We start from the raw sequence: 16,150 nt of genomic DNA, 5'->3' as shown, positions 1-16,150 counted from the left end.
CATTACCCAAGACATCACGAATCATGCCAATGACTTTACTGGAGGCAGCAAAGGTTGCTGACTCTATTGAAACTGCAACGATCATTGAAGAATACGCCGCCCAGTCTGACATCCTGCGCGAAATTCCTTTTGAAGATCATGAAGGTTCGGGCATTCATTACAACCGCGAAGACCAGCTTCCAGGCGTAGGTTTTCGGGGTGTGAACGAGGGCTATAGCGAATCCGTGGGTGTAGTTAATCCTCAATCTGAAGCTTTCAAGCTTGCTGGGGGCGACTTAGATGTAGATACCAGTATCATCGACGCTCAAGGGGAAAAGGTGCGTTCTGTTCACGAATTGCAGAAGGTAAAAGCCCTTTCTTTGATGTGGACTCGTAACTTTATCAAAGGCGACAGCCGCGTGAATCCTCGCGTATTTGATGGGCTACAAGTGAGGCTGACTGGCTCTCAGCTAGTGGCTAATGCTGCTGCGGGTGCAGGATTATCGCTTTTGAGATTGGATGAGGCGATCGACCTTGTAGATGACCCCACCGGACTGATTATGAGCAAAGCCCAGCGCCGACGGCTAACAGCTGCGGCTCGTGCTGGCATTGGCGGGGATATTCGCTGGGAACAAGATGAATTTGGCAAACAAGTCGCTTACTACAACGACTTGCCTATTCTCATCGCCGATTATGACAACTTAGGCAACCAAATTTTGGACTTTACCGAGACTTCCCCAGACGGTACATCTTCCACTGCTTGCACCAGCATTTATGTAGTTAGCTTCATGCCCATGAAGTTGGTTGGCATTCAAGGCAAGTGTCACGGCAAATTCGGTGTCTCTGTTCGCGATTTGGGTGAATTGGAAACAAAACCTGTATATCGCACCCGCGTAGAATGGCGTACCGCGATCGCCTGCTACCACGGTCGTGCAGCTGCAAGGTTGGCTGGTATCACCGACGCGCCAGCTACTACTTGATGTACTTGATGAAAAATTTTTCAGGAACTAACTATGCCAAGAAGTACAATTGCCAATCGTCGCGCCATCTTGTTTGACAAATCTCTCGAGCTGCGAGATTTCGCCGCCACTGCTATTTCTGCCAGTACTACTGAAAGTGCGATCGCTTATCCAGTCACCAAGCTTAAAGCCTACAAATGCGTAGTAGATGTAGCCGCACACACTGGCTACGTTGCAACAACCGCTCAGTGGGATATCACTATTGAAGCTTGCGCTACTTCCGGCGGCACTTACAAAACCGTAAAAACCTTCACGGTTATAGGCGTTGCCAATCGCTTTGACGTGCCTCTTAGCGGTGAATGGGTAGACGATATTGTCACTGATGCGGCTTTTGTCCGCGTGAAGGCAACTAAAACAGGCGCTCCCGGCAACCTCACTTATGGGGCATTCCTCGCGCCATGCAGTTAAGAAAGGCAGGAGGCAGAGGGCAGAAGGGATAATTGCTTGATGTTTCCAAATATAAGGATTATTGAAAAAATTATGCTTTCCGTCTGCCATCTGCCCTCTGCCTCGATCCACATTCAAGGACTTCTCATGTTGAAACAAGACCCAGTAACTTTGTACGGCCCCAACGGGCAAAACAAGTCAATTCCTGCTGTTGACGCGCCTGGGTGGTTGGCGGCGGGATGGAGCGTGGAAGAGAGCAGGGGGGATGAAGGAGATGGGGAACTAGGGGGAGATGAAGGAGAAAATATCGATACCCCAGTCCCCAGTCCCTCAACTCCACCAAAACGCAAGAAAATAGTGGCAGAAAATGGCGCAGGAAACAGCTTATCAGAAAGTTAATATCGTTGATGCCGACGGCAATCTTGTTAGTTTTAGCGGTGACGGTGGCGGTGGCGGCAGCAATGCATCAGCCGACAAGCAAGACGAACAAACAGCGCTTTTAACAACAATAGATAGTAATGTAACTACTATTAGCAGCGCTTTAGCTGATGTTGCTATTGCTACTAAACAAGACGAACAAACAGGAATACTATCACTAATTCAGGATGATACTAGTTCGCTAACTGAATTAAGCGAAATCAAGAACATTGCTATCTATATTAATAGCGATACTGCAAATATCGCCTCGCAAACAGGGATTATATCTGAAAAACTTGATGATGTTTTAACTGCGTTAGATAACCCAGCTACTGAAACAACTCTGCTACAGGTTCGCGATCGCCTCCCTGTTTCGGCTCAATTAACGCCAGCTTATAACAGCGTTTCTAATTCTGGTACAGTTTCCGCAGGCAAAACGGCGATCGCCGTTTTCAATTTTGGAGCAAATGCAGGAACTCTAAATGGAGTAAGTTTTCCCAGCGGCGCACGAGTAGGATGGGAAGCCACTGGTAACAATACCTTAGCAGCGGTAACTTACGACGCGACTGGCACGACTTTTTTGATTAGTACTTTGGGCTAACATGGGTAACTTTATTGACGCGCTCAAAGCTTTATGTATTTCCTTCTCTGCTACGGGAAATATTGCTGCTACCAATGTTCAGGCGGCGATTGCTGAGCTAGATACCAAGGCAGTACATACAACCGGGAATGAGAGCATCGCTGGGAACAAAACGTTTTCTAGTGCCACGGCTTCAACATCAACTACCACGGGGGCTGTAGTTGTCACTGGCGGCATTGGCGTTTCAGGGAACAGTTATTTTGGCACGTTGCTTGCTACTGCCTTAAATGTTGGTAGCAGTAGCACTAAATTACAAATTAGCTCTAGCGATGCCAGCAGCCTACTTACCGCCAACCTTGGAAGAAGTAGCGGCAATGGAAATATCAAACTGTTGATTGGAAACCAAAACCCAATAGGAACTAACGAAAATGAATTAAGACTTTACAAAGACAATGCAGAATACTTTACCATTCTAGGAGCGAGAGCGGCGGGTGTTTCTGGAGTAGAAGAATATCAATTAAAATCTTATGGCTCTAGCTCCAAAATTCCTATAAGATTCAAATTATTTCAAAATAGTGATTCTTCTTTTATAGACTCTTTAGTGCTTAACAGCACTGGTAATATTTTGATTGGGGCTACAGAAGACAATGTCAATAAATTACAAGTTAGTGGCTCGATCAAGGCAAGCCAATTTCGCTTGTCAGCTTTAAACACTGCTCCCACATCTGCAACAGATACGGGGACAGCAGGAGAAATCAGAATTGATGCAAACTTTATTTATGTTTGCACTGCTAATAATACTTGGAAACGTACTGCCTTGACGAGTTGGTAATATGCCTATACCACCAATAAATCCCATTCAAGTCGGCTACTGGGACGAACCAGGGACTAACGAAGGTATCGTAAATCTTTGGAACTACAATGGTTCAATTTGGCTAAGTCGAAAAATCTACCAAACAAATATACTCTTAGCCTACGGACAAACAATAGTTATTGGGGGGACTGTTGGGCAAATTAGTGCAGACACAACAGACGTGCCCGTTCCTGTAGGAACTGCAACAAATTTATATTTAAAAAGATTGACATTAAGTTTTACAACTACTGGCAATCTTTCAGCAAGTAATTACTGGAAACTACAATTTAAAAGTGCTGCCAGCGTTACTCACAGCTTGAATGTCACGTCTGGGAATAATAATGAAATTACGGGGCACGTTTCTAAAACGAGTGCCGATATCAATACTTTGTACCTCAACACTGGTAGATACTCACTCAATTTAGTTAAAGTTGGTAGTGCCCCAAATATTAATAACCCAGTCTGTTTGTTGGAATACTATTTAAATAAATCTCTAACTTAAAAAATGACATCTAAAAACATTGCTTGGCGATTTCAAAGTGACATCGAGCAAGGAACAATTGAAATCTTTTACAACACCGAAGTCATCACAGAAGCCAGAATTTTTACAATTCCTGTAACTGCTCCATTAGTCATCGAATCTAATTCGCCAGAAGCGATCGCCTTTTTGCAAATGATAGATGAGGTAATCAACCAAACAGAGCCTTTGCCACCTACCCCTAAACCTAACTGGGGTAATTTTAACCGGGATATGTATCCCGACCCAGGATATGCACGCGTAAGATTAGCAACTACCAATCAAGACGCTAAAACCACAATGGAAGCACTTACAATTGCCACAGGAGTCGCCGGAACGGATCTAAAAGGACAGGATTTAATCTTTTTCCAATTCCAATGGAACCTGGTAATTGATGGGCTACCCGAAGGGCAATTACCAACCACTGAAGAAATCGAAAGATGGAAAGCGATCGCCGTTGCTAATGACATGAATTTTAGCTTTGGCGATGATGCCAAGATCATTATTAATTCTTAAGGGATTAAATGCTCATGCTCAATCTGGTAAGAGGCTCATTGCTTGATGATGGTTCATGCCTTGCTGTCGTAGTTGGCGATAGGCAAAGCGTAAATTTTCGCTCACTTCGCTCTCTAATTTGCGCTCTAGAATAGGTTTGATTGAAGTCAATATATCGGCGATCTCTGCTGGGATGATTCCATTCCCCAGCATTTTTATTCTTTGGGTTTGACTGATAGTAATTTCATCGCCTTCTTGATTAATCCCGATCGCCGTCGATCCAACTTCCCACCCCATCAACTGTTCTGCTTCTGTGGCATTGATGGGACGCTCAAAATATAAGGCAGGAGGCAGAAGGCAGAAGGCAGTAGGAATTTTGACTTGTTCTTTGGCTGATTCCAGAATCTTGAGTACAAATGCAAGATCCAAACTTCTGCCGTCTGCCGTCTGCCGTCTGCCTTCCACATACTCGCGGATTTTGTAAGCTCCTGTGCCTGCATCCTTTTGACTTCGCAAGCATGGGGCTTGGTCAGTGTAGATGCGATCGCCATCCGCAGCGCGATACAGCACAGCAAATGAAGCCCCTCTTTTGTCTTGATGCAATGGGCTACGGTGTTGCCATCCTCCACTACAAAGGGCGGGGGACTCAAGGGCCGCTTCAACTCCATCAGCATAAACTTTTACAGGAATAGAAACGAAAGTATTGGGATGGGATTTGTTGCCTGCCCCTAATTTAGCTGTGGATGCTCTTAGCGTGTAAGCTTCCTCAAGCTCTTCACCCGTGAACGAGTTCACGGGTGTATTGTTAAAAATTTCCTGCAAAGATTTCTTTGTTGGCTTGGGCTGTGTCGCCTTGACCTCCGCCGTAATAGCCCACGACGAAAATCCGTTCTCGGTTTTGGGGGGCGTGCCTGTTGCCATTCCTAAGTTGCCAGGTGCAGCGATACCCCAAACTTGTAAACGCTTGGATGACTTGCGGGAAGGCAGTTGCTTTGTCTGCGCTAAGGAGTCCATCAACGTTTTCAAACACAAATGCACTTGAGCGTTGGAGTCGAAGAAATCGGAGTCCTTCAAAAAACAGTTGTCCGCGAACTCCAGCAAGCCCATTTCGCTCACCAGCCAAGGAAAAGTCTGGACAAGGTGAACCGAAAATTGTGATATCTGGTGTTGGGAGTCCGAGAATAAAGTCGCCTGTAATGGTTCTGATGTCTTGCTCGATGAGCCTAGCTCCTGGGAATCGCTTTCTGTAGACGGCTGCGGCGTAGGGGTCGTTTTCAACTGCCCAGATGGGTTTATATCCTGCGGCAATTGCTCCTTCTGTATCGCCGCCGCCTCCACAGAAGATGTGTCCTGACGTGAGCATGATTCAATCCTCGTTAGCTTTAAATCGATAATTGCTTGACGAAATTTATCTTGATAAACGGTTCTTTTCCCACCTAACCCCCACTTCAAGCGATAGGTACGAGGATTGATTTTTATCACAACGATGTGATTGTCGCTATCGGGAAAGGCAAAGCGATCGCCTACTTGAATTTCGCTTGTGAAAAATTTTTCAAGTTCTGTATCTTTCTCATACTGAGAGTTTGGCTCTGGAGGCTCAGGATAGAGATATGGGGCAGCAACAAGGGTTTTATAGAGCTTTCCATCCTTGTGAATTAGTCCAATATCAATACCGACATCTAGCGCTTGTGCTATGAGTTTTTGTTTGATATGAAGCGATCGCAGTATCTCGGTTTTTGTCTTCGGCTGTTTTAGTAAGTGAAGGATTTGCCGAATTGTGTCCCAAGAATCTTCTACGAAATTTATCAGCGTTCTGGGATTAATATATGTGTTTTCAAGGCGATCTGTTGCTTCGATTCTTAGGCATCCTGGCAGTCCAGGAATGCTACCGGGAACCGTTCCCCAATAAACACACATGCCATCGTAGCGACATTTAATCCCCTGACTTTCCCACTCTTGGGGGGAAATATCCCAAGGGGATTTTTCAACCAGTGGCAGAACTGGCTTGGACACCTCACTAGGTGTTTCTATTTCTAGGCTAAGGGAATCAACCGCAAATGGTCTGGGCAAACCATCCGGCACATCATCCCAAATTATCTGAATGCGCCCATTCTCAATTCTGGCATCGTGAACGACAGCCGATGCAGATGCTTTTTTACCTTTGTAAGCAACGACGCGATCGCCTATCTTAAATTCCAGTGGCTCGTTTTGAGCTAGGAATTTGGTTACTAATTCAGATGGTGCGATCGCAAACTTACTAATAGTCTCGCTGTCTCGCTCCCAGTTGTAAGTTATTTGCCGGCCAGAGGGGGGATTGGGGACTTTACCAAAACCCAACCAATCGACGACAAAACCAAAGCCTAAGTTGTCTGTGATAATCGCTAGCGATCCTGACTGGTCAACAATGTAGACTCTGGGCTTTGTGCTTTCCCTCGTCAATGCTTGCAGATATTTACTGTATCCCGCTTCCTTCAATTCCTTGTAACTAAAAGTGTCGCAGCAATTGTTATGTTCGCGCTCAAAAGTTACCTTGCCTTTTGCTACCGCAATTACTGTAGCGAAATGAGTATGGATTCCTTTGCTATTGGTGGAGTGATGGATTAGGCGATCGCCTACTTTTAGCTGACTATAGTCTGTCGATATCTCAGTTTGTTTCAGGTTCCTCTTTTCTAAGCTCCTGAAAAATTTTTCACAAGCTTGACCTTCTAGAACTTCAACAACCATCAATAAATGGCGTGGGATGAAAAACTCATCATCTTCCCAAGTGCAAATCGCTTTGTCGCTATCCCACTTTCTGAACTGGTAACACCAAGGATGTTCTTGTCTTTTTACCCAATCGCTAGGCGCGAGGATTTCGATGTCTTCGGGACTGGCGGGTCTGGCTGTGCCGTTGAAGACTTTACCAAGGTTGGGTGCTGTGGTCATTCTTCATCCCCCCATACCACTTCGCGATCAAAATCGTCGGGTACTTCAAATTCACCTCTTGCGAGTCCAAAGGGACGCTGATTGCTTACGCTTTTGTCCTCATGAAGATGTCCGTGACCGAGCAAAACACCAATGCAGTTTTCTGCAAGTCGGTTATCGCCACCTTTGCTTTTTAGCCAAGCAAGTAAAGAGGCTTTATCTAAATGGCTAATTTCAACGACTTCCCACGTTTCGTCATCGAATTGAGCGCGAATAAATATCCCTGTTCCCTCCCACTTTTCCTTTTCGTTCCATCGCGTTGGATCGACTTTTAAGTTAGTCATGCAACTTCCTCCACTACCTCACACTTGAGAGGATGTTGACAAACAGCTTTTAACCAAGGCTCTTGATTAATCCAGGTTTCTTCGTTCTCTTCATCCCGACACAGAATACCAGAATCAATCAATTCTTCATAAAGTCCACCGAGCGCGTGACAGCAATCGGTTTCTTTCATGAAGCGATCGCTTAACGCCGAACAAATTAAGCACATCCTGTAAGTAAACCACTCACCATCCCAGCAGCCTTCGATGTGTCTATAAGTTGTGCCTGCTTTTATTGGATGACTGCACTCACAACAAGAAACTTCTTTTTGGGCTACAACTTCGTTATCTTCCCACAGTTCTTCTCCTGATTCGTCGTCGTAATCAGGGCGTTCAATATCACAGTCACACATTAGAAAATTTCTCCTTTTGATTCAGACTTTGATTTTGAATCCTCTTCCAGCAATTTCAGTATTCTGGTGGCAAGGAAAGAGCGATCGTATAAAGGCAATCCAGACGCAGAAAGAGCCGCTAATAAAATCTCGATTTCTAGCTTTAATTTTTCATCGAAGGTAATTTCAGGAAGGATTTTGAGCATACATCTGGCATAAGCTCTTATTTCCTTGTGCGTGAGATTTCCGTTGTTTTCTGTGGTTTCGGCAATGCGCCTCAAAATAATTTCAAAGCCTTTGAAATTACCATCAAAACCGAACATCAGAAACCTCCTCCAAATCTTCCTCTTTTATATCGACTTCAAGGTTAAAAAGTCCTTGCCTACCTCTGACCTTAATTGGCACAATAGTCTTCCTGACATTCTCCAACCTCCACGCATAGCGCCCAACACTCCACTCACCGCAGTCAATTTCAAGTTGCGATCGCGCCTGGATAAATGCCTCGTCCATCTTGATGCAGCCCGCTAGTTCCACAAGGGCGATCGCGTATCCTCTGGGTAGTTCGTCCCACATCAACCAATTGTCGGATTCAGCAAATACTTGTTGATACTTATAGAAAATATCAGCATAAATTTGCTGTTGTTCGGGGTAGTTTCTTTGAGCAGAGCAGATTAATAAAGGGCCTTGATAATTCGTACGCCAAGATCGCGTCTCATACTGCTTCAATCCCATTGCAATCAGTGAAGCCCAAGGCTGCCACAGTGAAATAGCTTTCATTCACCCTCCACAGTATCTGGATAATTGCTGCCCACGTTTCTTAACTCGGAATCTAGTTCTAGCCATTGGATAATTTCTTCTACTCTGAGCCACTCCAGCAAAATTTTTTCGTGCTGCGAAAACCCCTTCAATTGCAAGCACAAAGCTTTTTCCAATTCGCCTTTTTGGAATGCCTTTAGACTTTGCTTGTAGATTCCTCCAACAAAGCTTTCTAGCTTATGCCGATAGCGCCAAGAAGCAAAACGCCGCAGGTATTGGTATTCGCTCTTGAAACTATCGTCCATAGACTCCTTGCTCTATTCCAGCTTGTAACGCCTCTTCTGCGTCTGGGTAGCATCCGTGCAAGGTAGTATGACCGAGAATGCCGTTACCTAAAAAACCACCCGCGATTGCCACCGCATAAGAATAAAAATTTTCCTCGCTGGGATGCGGCCAGACAGTTACTCGCCATTCGCCTTTGGGAGCGCCAGAGAACTTGTAGCCAGATTCTTCAGCGACTGGGTTTTTGGAAGTGTCAAAATCTATGCGCTCGTCTGGAATATCGTAAACCCAAGCTTGTCCTCTCCAGTAAAACCGTCTAATGGGTTTGGGTTTGGCTAAAACCCATTCACGAGCCATATTTCCTGAGAAGGGGCAACATTCAACAATGGACACAACCCCAACGACCTGACCCAAAAATAGACGCTCTCGCGGAGGGATGGAAATTCCCAACCTCTTGGAAAATTTTTCAACATCTACAACCGAGCAAGACTTGCCTGCATGAACAGCTAACTGCGTTCCTGGATCTAGATACTCTTTATGGCGAATAGTAGAGAGGTTGGCGTTAAATATTGCCCAGACTAGAGGGGCTTTGAGTGTGATAGCTTTCATGTTTCTCCTATTGGATAACGTTGCATCATTTCTTTGATTACCACTGCTTCGCCCTCTGGGGTATAGACCACTCCCTCTGTCATTGCGATCGCTATCCTTTGTCTCCTGGCCCAGTCAAACCACTGCTTAACATCGCTCGTTATCGCATTCTTGGGCTTCGCGCCACTCTCGCAGCTGGCGATGAATAGCCCAGTGGGGTTGTCGCACCAATTCTCAGCTATAGCCTCCTTTACCCTAGCGATCGCGTTACTCACGTTACACCAGTATTTTTTCATTACCCTCATGCATAAGTCTGGGTTGATTCGCAGTCGCTTGAGTTCGGTACAGACTTCTCGCAGTTGTTGTTTTGTGGGCTGGTCAGGGGCGGAAAAGCTATCTTCGTGAGGGGATTGTTCGTTAGATGCAGAATCTTCTTTAAGCTCGTCAGCGTAGTGAGTATCTTGAATTGGCTCTTGCTTTTCACTCTCTTTTTTTTCCTCAACAACGTTGTTGCTTTTAAAAAGCTTTAGGGTAGTCTCTAATGTTGGCGGATTATTCGCATGGATTAGAGAATTATCTGGCACAGATATGTCAATTTTTTCGCATCGACACGAAAGTATTTTCGACAATATGTCTGGGCATTTAAGTAATCCCAATAGTTTTGACAAATCGTTCCAATCGGACTTATCAAATTCTATTGGTGGTAGCCAGTTCGGATTAAGTCTATAAACATTTGCCGTATCCTTTGGGAAAAGTTCCGCTGGCAGTTTTTCTATCAATCCATCTGCTATCAATTCATTTAGGTGTTTACTGATTGTTTCTCGGCAGTAACCCAATATTTCAGCTAAATTCTCAAAAGTTGTTCTTACCCATTCAATACCGTAGTAGTGCTTGCCATCCAGCCATGAGAGTATGGCCGCTTTACACTTCTGCCGACGATTGAAAATCTCCAAAAATTCTTTGAGGATGTTGACTGGGGTGCTGATTTGTCCAAGTGTTGCAGAAGCAAAACTACTCATTTTCCTGCCCTCCTTCTGCCCACAATTGTTTTAATGCCTGCTCTTTTACTGCTTCCAAGCGTTCTTTTTCTTCAGGTAACATTTCACCAATCAACTGCTCTGTTTCCAGAAGTTGTTTTTGTCTTATCCGTTCAGGAGTGATAGGAGGTAATGCCAAAACATTATCGTTGCCTTGATTGGAGGGGCGAAAGCGACGACGGCGAAAGAGATAACGGAAGTGGCGTTTATCCTGTGGCGGTAACTTCTCCCACACGTCTGCATCCCAGCCTGGAGGGATGAAATCAGCCGATGGGGGCAGTAGGTTTTGTACTTGGGATTGGAGGAGAGCGATCGCGTCTTCTGTCTGCTGAATTCTTTGTAGCAATTCTGGCACAGACGCGGCTGATTGCTTGGCGATCGCTTCGCACTGGAGAAAATAGTTCCTAACTTCTTTTCCCTTATTTGTACCAGCAAGCATACCCATTTCTTTTAGACAATTAACCGAAAGCCAAATGTCATCCCAATGCGTCAAACCGCCACTTGGAGCCGACTCCGCCACTTGGCGGAGGGTATAATCTTCGCCTTCGATAAAGTTTTTGACCAGTTTCTTTTTGGCTGAATCCTTGCGGGTATAACCTAGCCATTGCCAAGCTATTTCAAAATTGATTGGAAAGTCTCCATCTGATGAGTAAAGTTGAGATGCGATCTCAAAAGACAACGAGTTGTTAGCTTGTTCGAGATTTGATAAACTACTAATCACTGGCTTCCTCCTGTTTGTCGTTATTCTGGGTGGGGCCATCTTTTTTTTGGAAGATAGCCTCATATCCTTTTGACCCAATAGCCGTACTCGTCAATAGTTGAATGCAAGTAGCGGTACATGAAAGTATCTGTTTCCAGATTGATGAGTCGGCACTGTTTGCCAAGGGCTACTCGCGCAAATTCGGGATTGATTTTGACCAACCTGCCCTCAATGATTTTGAGGTAGGCATCTGGTTGTATTTTGACTTCGGTAATGTTCACAACAAGTCAAAAATCGAGGTTTGTCCTGGCACTGTCGGATCGCAATTAATCGCGGGCTTCTTCCTGCCTTCAGATTGCGCTAAACCAAGCCGATCAAAAGCCTTGCGACGTTCGCCCCACCATTGCTGATAGGGATGGTTCTTCCTGACTCCAAAAGGGTAAGCAGCATCAATTGCAAGTCTCAATTCCTTTTTTTGGGTTTCTGATACGGCAGTTGCTTTATGCCAGGGAACCTGCCCACCGCACTGCCTCAAATTTTTCATGTTCATGCCAACGGAGGCAGAAGAAACCGCGCAGTCAATCACTTCCTTAGCTTTTTCTCTCCAGTAACTCATTTCCGCCTTACCTTGCTGTAGTCATCAGTGCCTAAAACTGCGTTGAGTTTTTCAGTTAAAGCGATCGCTTCCTCTGGTGATTCACAGTACTTAACGGGCGTTTGCAAATCGATCCGCCCATCATTTTTTGTTTGAATTAGCCCACAAGCCGCGACTATAAACACTTCTTCAAAAGCGTCTACCCCAGACTCTCCTTCACGTCTAAACCAAGTAAAGTGCCCCTTGCTTCCAGATGAATCAGGGTGCATACCGCATATTTCTTGAATCATTTGCTTACGCCGCCTTATGCGCTAAACGATCGCCTAACGCTTGCCAAATAGCTTCTAACTGAGGTACAGACAAATCTGGCCCCACCCTCAACATCACCTCACTCATCTGCTTGGGAGAAAGCTTGAGTAGCGCGATCGCTACTTCACCAACCAATGCATCGCCAGCCACGTTGAGATTAGTGGCAGAAGCTTGTAGTTGTTCTTCTGGTTTTACGCCTGTATTGCGTGCTAGGTCGGGAAGGACTTGCTCTCGTCGCTTCCCTAAGCCTAATTCTTGTTGCTTTTGCTTTGATTCTTGAGTGACTGAAGTAATTGGCTTTTGAGCTTCTTCCTCTAGCGCTTCCATTTGGTTAAACGGAATTTGCTCTCGCTTGGGGTCTGGAGTACCGTCTACATGGACTATGGCGCAGATGCCAGTTAAAACTCGTACAGTCGCATTTTTTCCTTTGTGGGGCCCGTCAATAATTTTCACCCGCTCAAGTTCTTTGGGTATCCAACGTTTTTGCCCTCTGCCTTCTGCCTTCTGGAGACAGTGCCTTGCGGGGGTTCCCCCCGTTGTGGCAACTGTCGTCCTTCTGCCTTCTGCTACCAGCTTATAAGCTGCATCCACACCGCGAGGTTTTGACAAGGCTATTTTTAGCTGCGATCGCAATCCCGGATCGTTAGTCTCATCTAGAGTTTTGACTGCGGCTGCGGCGTGTTCGTAATTCACACCACTGCCCAATCCCACGCGCTTGGCGATGATGTCGCGAGTTGTTCCTTGTCCTTCGCCTGCTCGTCCCTGGCGCGATTTGGCTTCACAGCGCTCGATTTGCTCCCAAAGTTGCCCTTCGCGGACTTTCTGTTCGATTGTTTTTTCGCGGGCAACATTGCCAGCTAAGAGCGCTTTGAGTTCTTCTTGTTCGTTCTTGAATTCTTTAATTTCTACCCAAACTTCTGCGATCTGTAACTCAACACAGACTTTGAAGCAGCTGTTACCATCAACCACTCTGTATCTTTTGCCGTCTGCATCTGGAGTGACAACTAGGGGTTTTATCCAGCCAGTTTCAGCAATGGATTGCTTAAGTCTGGTCAGGTCTTCTCTCTCACCATAGATTGAGCTATTTAGAGGGTGGGTATAAAGTAAGCTTGTAGATAACAGTGTTAAGTTCCTTTTTATGTGCGATTTATTCTCTTGGCGCACCTTCACCATTACTACCTGCTGATTAAGCCTAATGGCTGCTTCTAGAGCATTTATCCCTTCAATTAATTCCCAGTTTTCTGTAGCTATAATGTCAGGAATAATGCCATCAGCGTGATAGGCTGATATAACTTTTCCTACTTCAATTTCATCAGCACTAATGTTTTCCAAAATCCTTATGTCACAAGGATTACACGGTTTTAAAACCTCAGCTATCTGTGTCATAATTGAGTCCTAGTAATAGATTTGCTTTCGGCGTGACTTTGGCGAGTCGCGCCGATTTTATAGAAAACTGTTGATCACGCCGCGCGTTTTTTGTGGGAGCGTTTTTCGGGCGGCATTGCTAATCTCGCCTCACATTTTTCAATGTGAAACTGATATCTGGGGATGGCAGAATTCGGCGATCGCACATCGCGTACTTCAAAATCTTGGCTTTGTCCTTCTTTTAAGCGAAGCCTCCCATCTCTAACCATCTCCCGCAATTGCTCGGCTGAATTTAGCCCCAATAGGGAGTAAGCCTGCTCGGTGTCGTACCATTTCCTCTGGGATTTGGGATCGGTGGCTTGCAGTCCTAGCATTTCTGCCAGGATTTCTTTAACGGCATCCCTAAGTTGGGACTCAGGAATCAGCCTCTCAGTAATTTGGCATGGCGGACTGCGCTCCATCACGCAACCTCTTTTGCTCTAATCTTGGCTCTGTTGGCTTCTTGCCTTTCAAGCTTGTAAAACAGATCCTCAAGCGCCATTACAAGCAACGCAGTCTTAGTTGTCCGTCGCCTATGAGCGACTTGTGCTAAAGCTTCATCCAGCGATATTGGAAGATTAAAGCTTCGGTTTATACAATCAGGGGGGGCGCTCATAGTAAAATATTGTTATTTAGTAGTAATTTATTAGTGATACACAGTATATATCCTATATCAAATGTTTGCTTTTAAAGTAGATGATCTAAGCAGACATTTTTGAGCGATATGGATGAGCAGGCAAAACAGCGCATAGCAGAAATCGTCACGCGAGTTAAGGGGCGCAGGACTCAAGCGCAGTTTGCTAAAGCTTTAGGTGTTTCGCCTGGCACAGTCCGCAACTGGGAGGATTGTATTAGCTCCCCAGGGCTGGACGGGTTGACTGCAATAGCCGAAGATTCCAAGCAACCGTTGATTGAACTTCTAGCTGAGATACTCGGAGAGGAACTCTTCAAGCGTCCTCAGCCAAAAGTTGCGGAGGAGGTTTTGCTACAAGCCAATTTGTTAAATAAGAAGCAAAGATTACGCCTTATTCAACTTTTGGTTGAGGACTTAGCCGATCTTTTGGAGGATTAGCTGCCTGTTCTAAATAAAATGCGGAATCTTGCCACTGAGGCTGATTTTGCGCCCAGCTAGATAAAGCTAGTAGGAAATCATTGAAGGAAAATCCTTCAGCCTCCAGCAGGGGAATTATGTCCTGAACAAAATTTGCTAGGGCATGGATTTTGTAATCTCTAAGTTTGTTGCTGATCTCGTTCATAGAGTAAGTTGGGTAGAATGACGGAAATTACTGAAATTTCCATCTCTGTTACTCTTTTTAACGAAAATCAGCTAATTAAACTTCTTGAAAAATTTGAGCTACTGCGGTCTTGGGATTTCACGCCAGTTCTCTCAAGTCGGGAAACCCGCCCACGAGACTGGCTCCCCAAGTGGAGCAAGTAGCGTTTCAGGATTGTTAACAAAGCGATCGCCCCACCGTCCAAAGCAGTGCGATCGCTTGTTTTTTTGAAACGGATATCTTGTATCCGTCTCATACGAGGGATGGAATAGATATCCGCGTATGAAGACGACTGCCTGACACTTTGTGAATTAAGTTATTACTGTTGTCCTTCCGTTAACAGCGTAAATGCAAAGTGATATCCTGGCAAGTAGTAGCGGCAAGCGAGTTATTACGATGGTGAATTTAGAACATATTGCCACATTAAAGTGGACAGAAGTTCAAGCCCAAAAACTAATCGAGCTTCGCGGACAAATGCCCCGCCGCCAGCTTGAGCGGATAACAACACAATTAGGCTGCAAGGTTGCTCATCAATATATTCAGCAGCTGGAGCAGCCGGATTATTATGCCGATAGACTCAAAAGCGACACTATAACTGTCTCTATTGAAGTTGTGATGGTGCTATGCAAGGCCTTAGGCGCAGATATCTCAGATTTTTTTGACATCGCCACAGTCGCAATTAAAGTTTAATACCTACTGCTAACAACGTACACAAAGATTAGGGCAGTTACCAGTATCAGTAGCCTAGACGCGATCGCATAGTTCTGTAGCACAAACGGTTTATGAAAAATTTTTCCAGAATACGACTAGAGCAATCGCGCAATCTTTAACTACTTTTTATTGGCTTTACGCATCACACTTTGTAAAGCTTGTTTGTCCATTGGATATCTGGATCGCTTGCATCGTCCCACACTACTATGCAAGTAGTCACACCATATTCAAAAAATGGGTAGCAATCGAAATCAATTTCCGTGACAGTCCCTGGATACCCAGTTTCCTTGACGTGTTCGACGCGATCGCCGATTTGTAGCCAAAACTGATTATTCAATCCCGCACCTCATTCTCTGCTGGATAGCTGTGAGCGATCGCTGCCATCCCCGCTATAAAATCCAACAAGCCTTGTCTGGAAGTATCCATCTCTGACGGCAGATCGTTGCTTGGGTATCCAGCCTTTTTAAGGGACTGCAAAATAGCTTCGCGTAGTTGTTCGTCTGATAAACTTTCTACTTCTTGAACGGCTTCAATTGCGGCTTGTTGATTGGCGATGTGAAAATTGCTCATTATGTCCTCGTTTAGGTTTATGAAAAATTTTTCAGGAGGTAGTTGTCGCGATCGCACTTTT

Annotated in this window: 27 protein-coding genes; 9 read left to right on the top strand and 18 right to left on the bottom strand. The window is 45.1% G+C overall.

The genetic code is table 11. From position 1 onward, the window contains the following. Positions 1 to 23: 23 nt before the first annotated feature. From RMY31_RS35255 to RMY31_RS35225, 7 genes are all read left to right on the top strand, one after another. A complete protein-coding gene (locus RMY31_RS35255; RefSeq protein WP_409879426.1) occupies positions 24 to 959 on the top strand; it encodes a major capsid protein in 936 nt (311 codons plus the stop codon). 33 nt (positions 960 to 992) lie between these two features. Next, positions 993 to 1,406, top strand: a complete 414-nt coding sequence (locus RMY31_RS35250; RefSeq protein ID WP_409879423.1) for a hypothetical protein — start codon at positions 993 to 995, stop codon at positions 1,404 to 1,406. A gap of 126 nt (positions 1,407 to 1,532) precedes the next feature. Next, positions 1,533 to 1,784, top strand: coding sequence for a hypothetical protein (locus RMY31_RS35245; protein ID WP_409879421.1), 252 nt, complete (start codon positions 1,533 to 1,535; stop codon positions 1,782 to 1,784). Further along, positions 1,753 to 2,403, top strand: coding sequence for a hypothetical protein (locus RMY31_RS35240; RefSeq protein ID WP_409879419.1), 651 nt, complete (start codon positions 1,753 to 1,755; stop codon positions 2,401 to 2,403). The genes RMY31_RS35245 and RMY31_RS35240 overlap by 32 nt, the downstream gene beginning before the upstream one ends. 1 nt (position 2,404) lies before the next feature. After that, the gene (locus tag RMY31_RS35235; protein ID WP_409879418.1) at positions 2,405 to 3,214 is read left to right on the top strand and encodes a hypothetical protein; all 810 of its coding nucleotides are present in this window, start codon (positions 2,405 to 2,407) and stop codon (positions 3,212 to 3,214) included. A 1-nt stretch (position 3,215) separates the two neighbouring features. Continuing rightward, positions 3,216 to 3,737 (top strand): hypothetical protein, encoded by a 522-nt coding sequence (locus RMY31_RS35230; RefSeq protein WP_409879416.1) that lies wholly within the window; start codon positions 3,216 to 3,218, stop codon positions 3,735 to 3,737. Positions 3,738 to 3,740: 3 nt separating this feature from the next. Continuing rightward, positions 3,741 to 4,268: a hypothetical protein gene (locus RMY31_RS35225; protein WP_409879413.1), complete on the top strand. Its 528-nt coding sequence runs from the start codon at positions 3,741 to 3,743 to the stop codon at positions 4,266 to 4,268. Between the two features lie 784 nt (positions 4,269 to 5,052). On the opposite strand, the gene RMY31_RS35220 is transcribed toward RMY31_RS35225, so the two are convergent. The 14 genes from RMY31_RS35220 to RMY31_RS35155 form a co-directional block, all read right to left on the bottom strand. After that, positions 5,053 to 5,610, bottom strand: a complete 558-nt coding sequence (locus RMY31_RS35220) for a DNA cytosine methyltransferase (RefSeq protein WP_409879652.1) — start codon at positions 5,608 to 5,610, stop codon at positions 5,053 to 5,055. A 1,558-nt stretch (positions 5,611 to 7,168) separates the two neighbouring features. Further along, entirely contained in the window at positions 7,169 to 7,495 is a 327-nt protein-coding gene (locus tag RMY31_RS35215) for a hypothetical protein (protein ID WP_409879411.1), read from the bottom strand. Beyond that, entirely contained in the window at positions 7,492 to 7,884 is a 393-nt protein-coding gene (locus RMY31_RS35210) for a hypothetical protein (RefSeq protein ID WP_409879409.1), read from the bottom strand. The genes RMY31_RS35215 and RMY31_RS35210 overlap by 4 nt, the downstream gene beginning before the upstream one ends. After that, positions 7,884 to 8,186, bottom strand: a complete 303-nt coding sequence (locus tag RMY31_RS35205) for a hypothetical protein (RefSeq protein ID WP_409879407.1) — start codon at positions 8,184 to 8,186, stop codon at positions 7,884 to 7,886. Before RMY31_RS35205 ends, RMY31_RS35210 begins: the two co-directional genes overlap by 1 nt. Continuing rightward, positions 8,173 to 8,640, bottom strand: a complete 468-nt coding sequence (locus RMY31_RS35200; protein WP_409879405.1) for an ASCH domain-containing protein — start codon at positions 8,638 to 8,640, stop codon at positions 8,173 to 8,175. The genes RMY31_RS35205 and RMY31_RS35200 overlap by 14 nt, the downstream gene beginning before the upstream one ends. Beyond that, a complete protein-coding gene (locus RMY31_RS35195; RefSeq protein WP_409879403.1) occupies positions 8,637 to 8,924 on the bottom strand; it encodes a hypothetical protein in 288 nt (95 codons plus the stop codon). The genes RMY31_RS35200 and RMY31_RS35195 overlap by 4 nt, the downstream gene beginning before the upstream one ends. Continuing rightward, on the bottom strand, positions 8,914 to 9,510 hold the full coding sequence (locus tag RMY31_RS35190; RefSeq protein ID WP_409879401.1) for a hypothetical protein: 597 nt from the start codon (positions 9,508 to 9,510) through the stop codon (positions 8,914 to 8,916). The genes RMY31_RS35195 and RMY31_RS35190 overlap by 11 nt, the downstream gene beginning before the upstream one ends. Continuing rightward, entirely contained in the window at positions 9,507 to 10,508 is a 1,002-nt protein-coding gene (locus RMY31_RS35185) for a helix-turn-helix domain-containing protein (protein WP_409879399.1), read from the bottom strand. The genes RMY31_RS35190 and RMY31_RS35185 overlap by 4 nt, the downstream gene beginning before the upstream one ends. Then, complete coding sequence (locus RMY31_RS35180) at positions 10,501 to 11,247, bottom strand: hypothetical protein (RefSeq protein ID WP_409879397.1); 747 nt, start codon at positions 11,245 to 11,247, stop codon at positions 10,501 to 10,503. The genes RMY31_RS35185 and RMY31_RS35180 overlap by 8 nt, the downstream gene beginning before the upstream one ends. A gap of 59 nt (positions 11,248 to 11,306) precedes the next feature. Beyond that, positions 11,307 to 11,507, bottom strand: a complete 201-nt coding sequence (locus RMY31_RS35175) for a hypothetical protein (RefSeq protein ID WP_409879395.1) — start codon at positions 11,505 to 11,507, stop codon at positions 11,307 to 11,309. Beyond that, on the bottom strand, positions 11,504 to 11,842 hold the full coding sequence (locus RMY31_RS35170; protein WP_409879393.1) for a hypothetical protein: 339 nt from the start codon (positions 11,840 to 11,842) through the stop codon (positions 11,504 to 11,506). Before RMY31_RS35170 ends, RMY31_RS35175 begins: the two co-directional genes overlap by 4 nt. After that, positions 11,839 to 12,111 (bottom strand): hypothetical protein, encoded by a 273-nt coding sequence (locus RMY31_RS35165; protein ID WP_409879391.1) that lies wholly within the window; start codon positions 12,109 to 12,111, stop codon positions 11,839 to 11,841. Before RMY31_RS35165 ends, RMY31_RS35170 begins: the two co-directional genes overlap by 4 nt. A 4-nt stretch (positions 12,112 to 12,115) precedes the next feature. Next, complete coding sequence (locus RMY31_RS35160) at positions 12,116 to 13,516, bottom strand: ParB N-terminal domain-containing protein (RefSeq protein WP_409879389.1); 1,401 nt, start codon at positions 13,514 to 13,516, stop codon at positions 12,116 to 12,118. A 74-nt stretch (positions 13,517 to 13,590) separates the two neighbouring features. Beyond that, positions 13,591 to 13,956: a hypothetical protein gene (locus RMY31_RS35155; RefSeq protein WP_409879387.1), complete on the bottom strand. Its 366-nt coding sequence runs from the start codon at positions 13,954 to 13,956 to the stop codon at positions 13,591 to 13,593. 302 nt (positions 13,957 to 14,258) lie between these two features. On the opposite strand from RMY31_RS35155, the gene RMY31_RS35150 reads away from it, so the two are divergent. Beyond that, a complete protein-coding gene (locus RMY31_RS35150; protein WP_409879386.1) occupies positions 14,259 to 14,606 on the top strand; it encodes a helix-turn-helix transcriptional regulator in 348 nt (115 codons plus the stop codon). Here the strand turns inward: RMY31_RS35150 and RMY31_RS35145 are convergent. Together RMY31_RS35145 and RMY31_RS35140 are read right to left on the bottom strand one after the other, a co-directional pair. Continuing rightward, positions 14,560 to 14,790, bottom strand: a complete 231-nt coding sequence (locus RMY31_RS35145; protein WP_409879384.1) for a hypothetical protein — start codon at positions 14,788 to 14,790, stop codon at positions 14,560 to 14,562. The two genes, RMY31_RS35150 and RMY31_RS35145, sit on opposite strands and share 47 nt — an antisense overlap. Before the next feature lie 67 nt (positions 14,791 to 14,857). Beyond that, positions 14,858 to 15,064, bottom strand: coding sequence for a hypothetical protein (locus RMY31_RS35140; protein WP_409879382.1), 207 nt, complete (start codon positions 15,062 to 15,064; stop codon positions 14,858 to 14,860). A 92-nt stretch (positions 15,065 to 15,156) separates the two neighbouring features. On the opposite strand from RMY31_RS35140, the gene RMY31_RS35135 reads away from it, so the two are divergent. Further along, complete coding sequence (locus RMY31_RS35135; RefSeq protein WP_409879380.1) at positions 15,157 to 15,498, top strand: hypothetical protein; 342 nt, start codon at positions 15,157 to 15,159, stop codon at positions 15,496 to 15,498. Between the two features lie 163 nt (positions 15,499 to 15,661). Here the strand turns inward: RMY31_RS35135 and RMY31_RS35130 are convergent, their stop codons facing one another. Both RMY31_RS35130 and RMY31_RS35125 read right to left on the bottom strand, forming a co-directional pair. Next, positions 15,662 to 15,856, bottom strand: a complete 195-nt coding sequence (locus RMY31_RS35130; RefSeq protein ID WP_409879378.1) for a hypothetical protein — start codon at positions 15,854 to 15,856, stop codon at positions 15,662 to 15,664. Beyond that, complete coding sequence (locus RMY31_RS35125; RefSeq protein ID WP_409879376.1) at positions 15,853 to 16,089, bottom strand: hypothetical protein; 237 nt, start codon at positions 16,087 to 16,089, stop codon at positions 15,853 to 15,855. The genes RMY31_RS35130 and RMY31_RS35125 overlap by 4 nt, the downstream gene beginning before the upstream one ends. Positions 16,090 to 16,150: the final 61 nt, after the last annotated feature.

The sequence above is a fragment of the Dendronalium sp. ChiSLP03b genome, from assembly GCF_034531165.2.
GTDB lineage: Bacteria > Cyanobacteriota > Cyanobacteriia > Cyanobacteriales > Nostocaceae > Dendronalium > Dendronalium minutum.
Note: the sequence above shows the minus strand (reverse complement) of the source record. Positions and strands in the feature narration are given on the sequence as shown.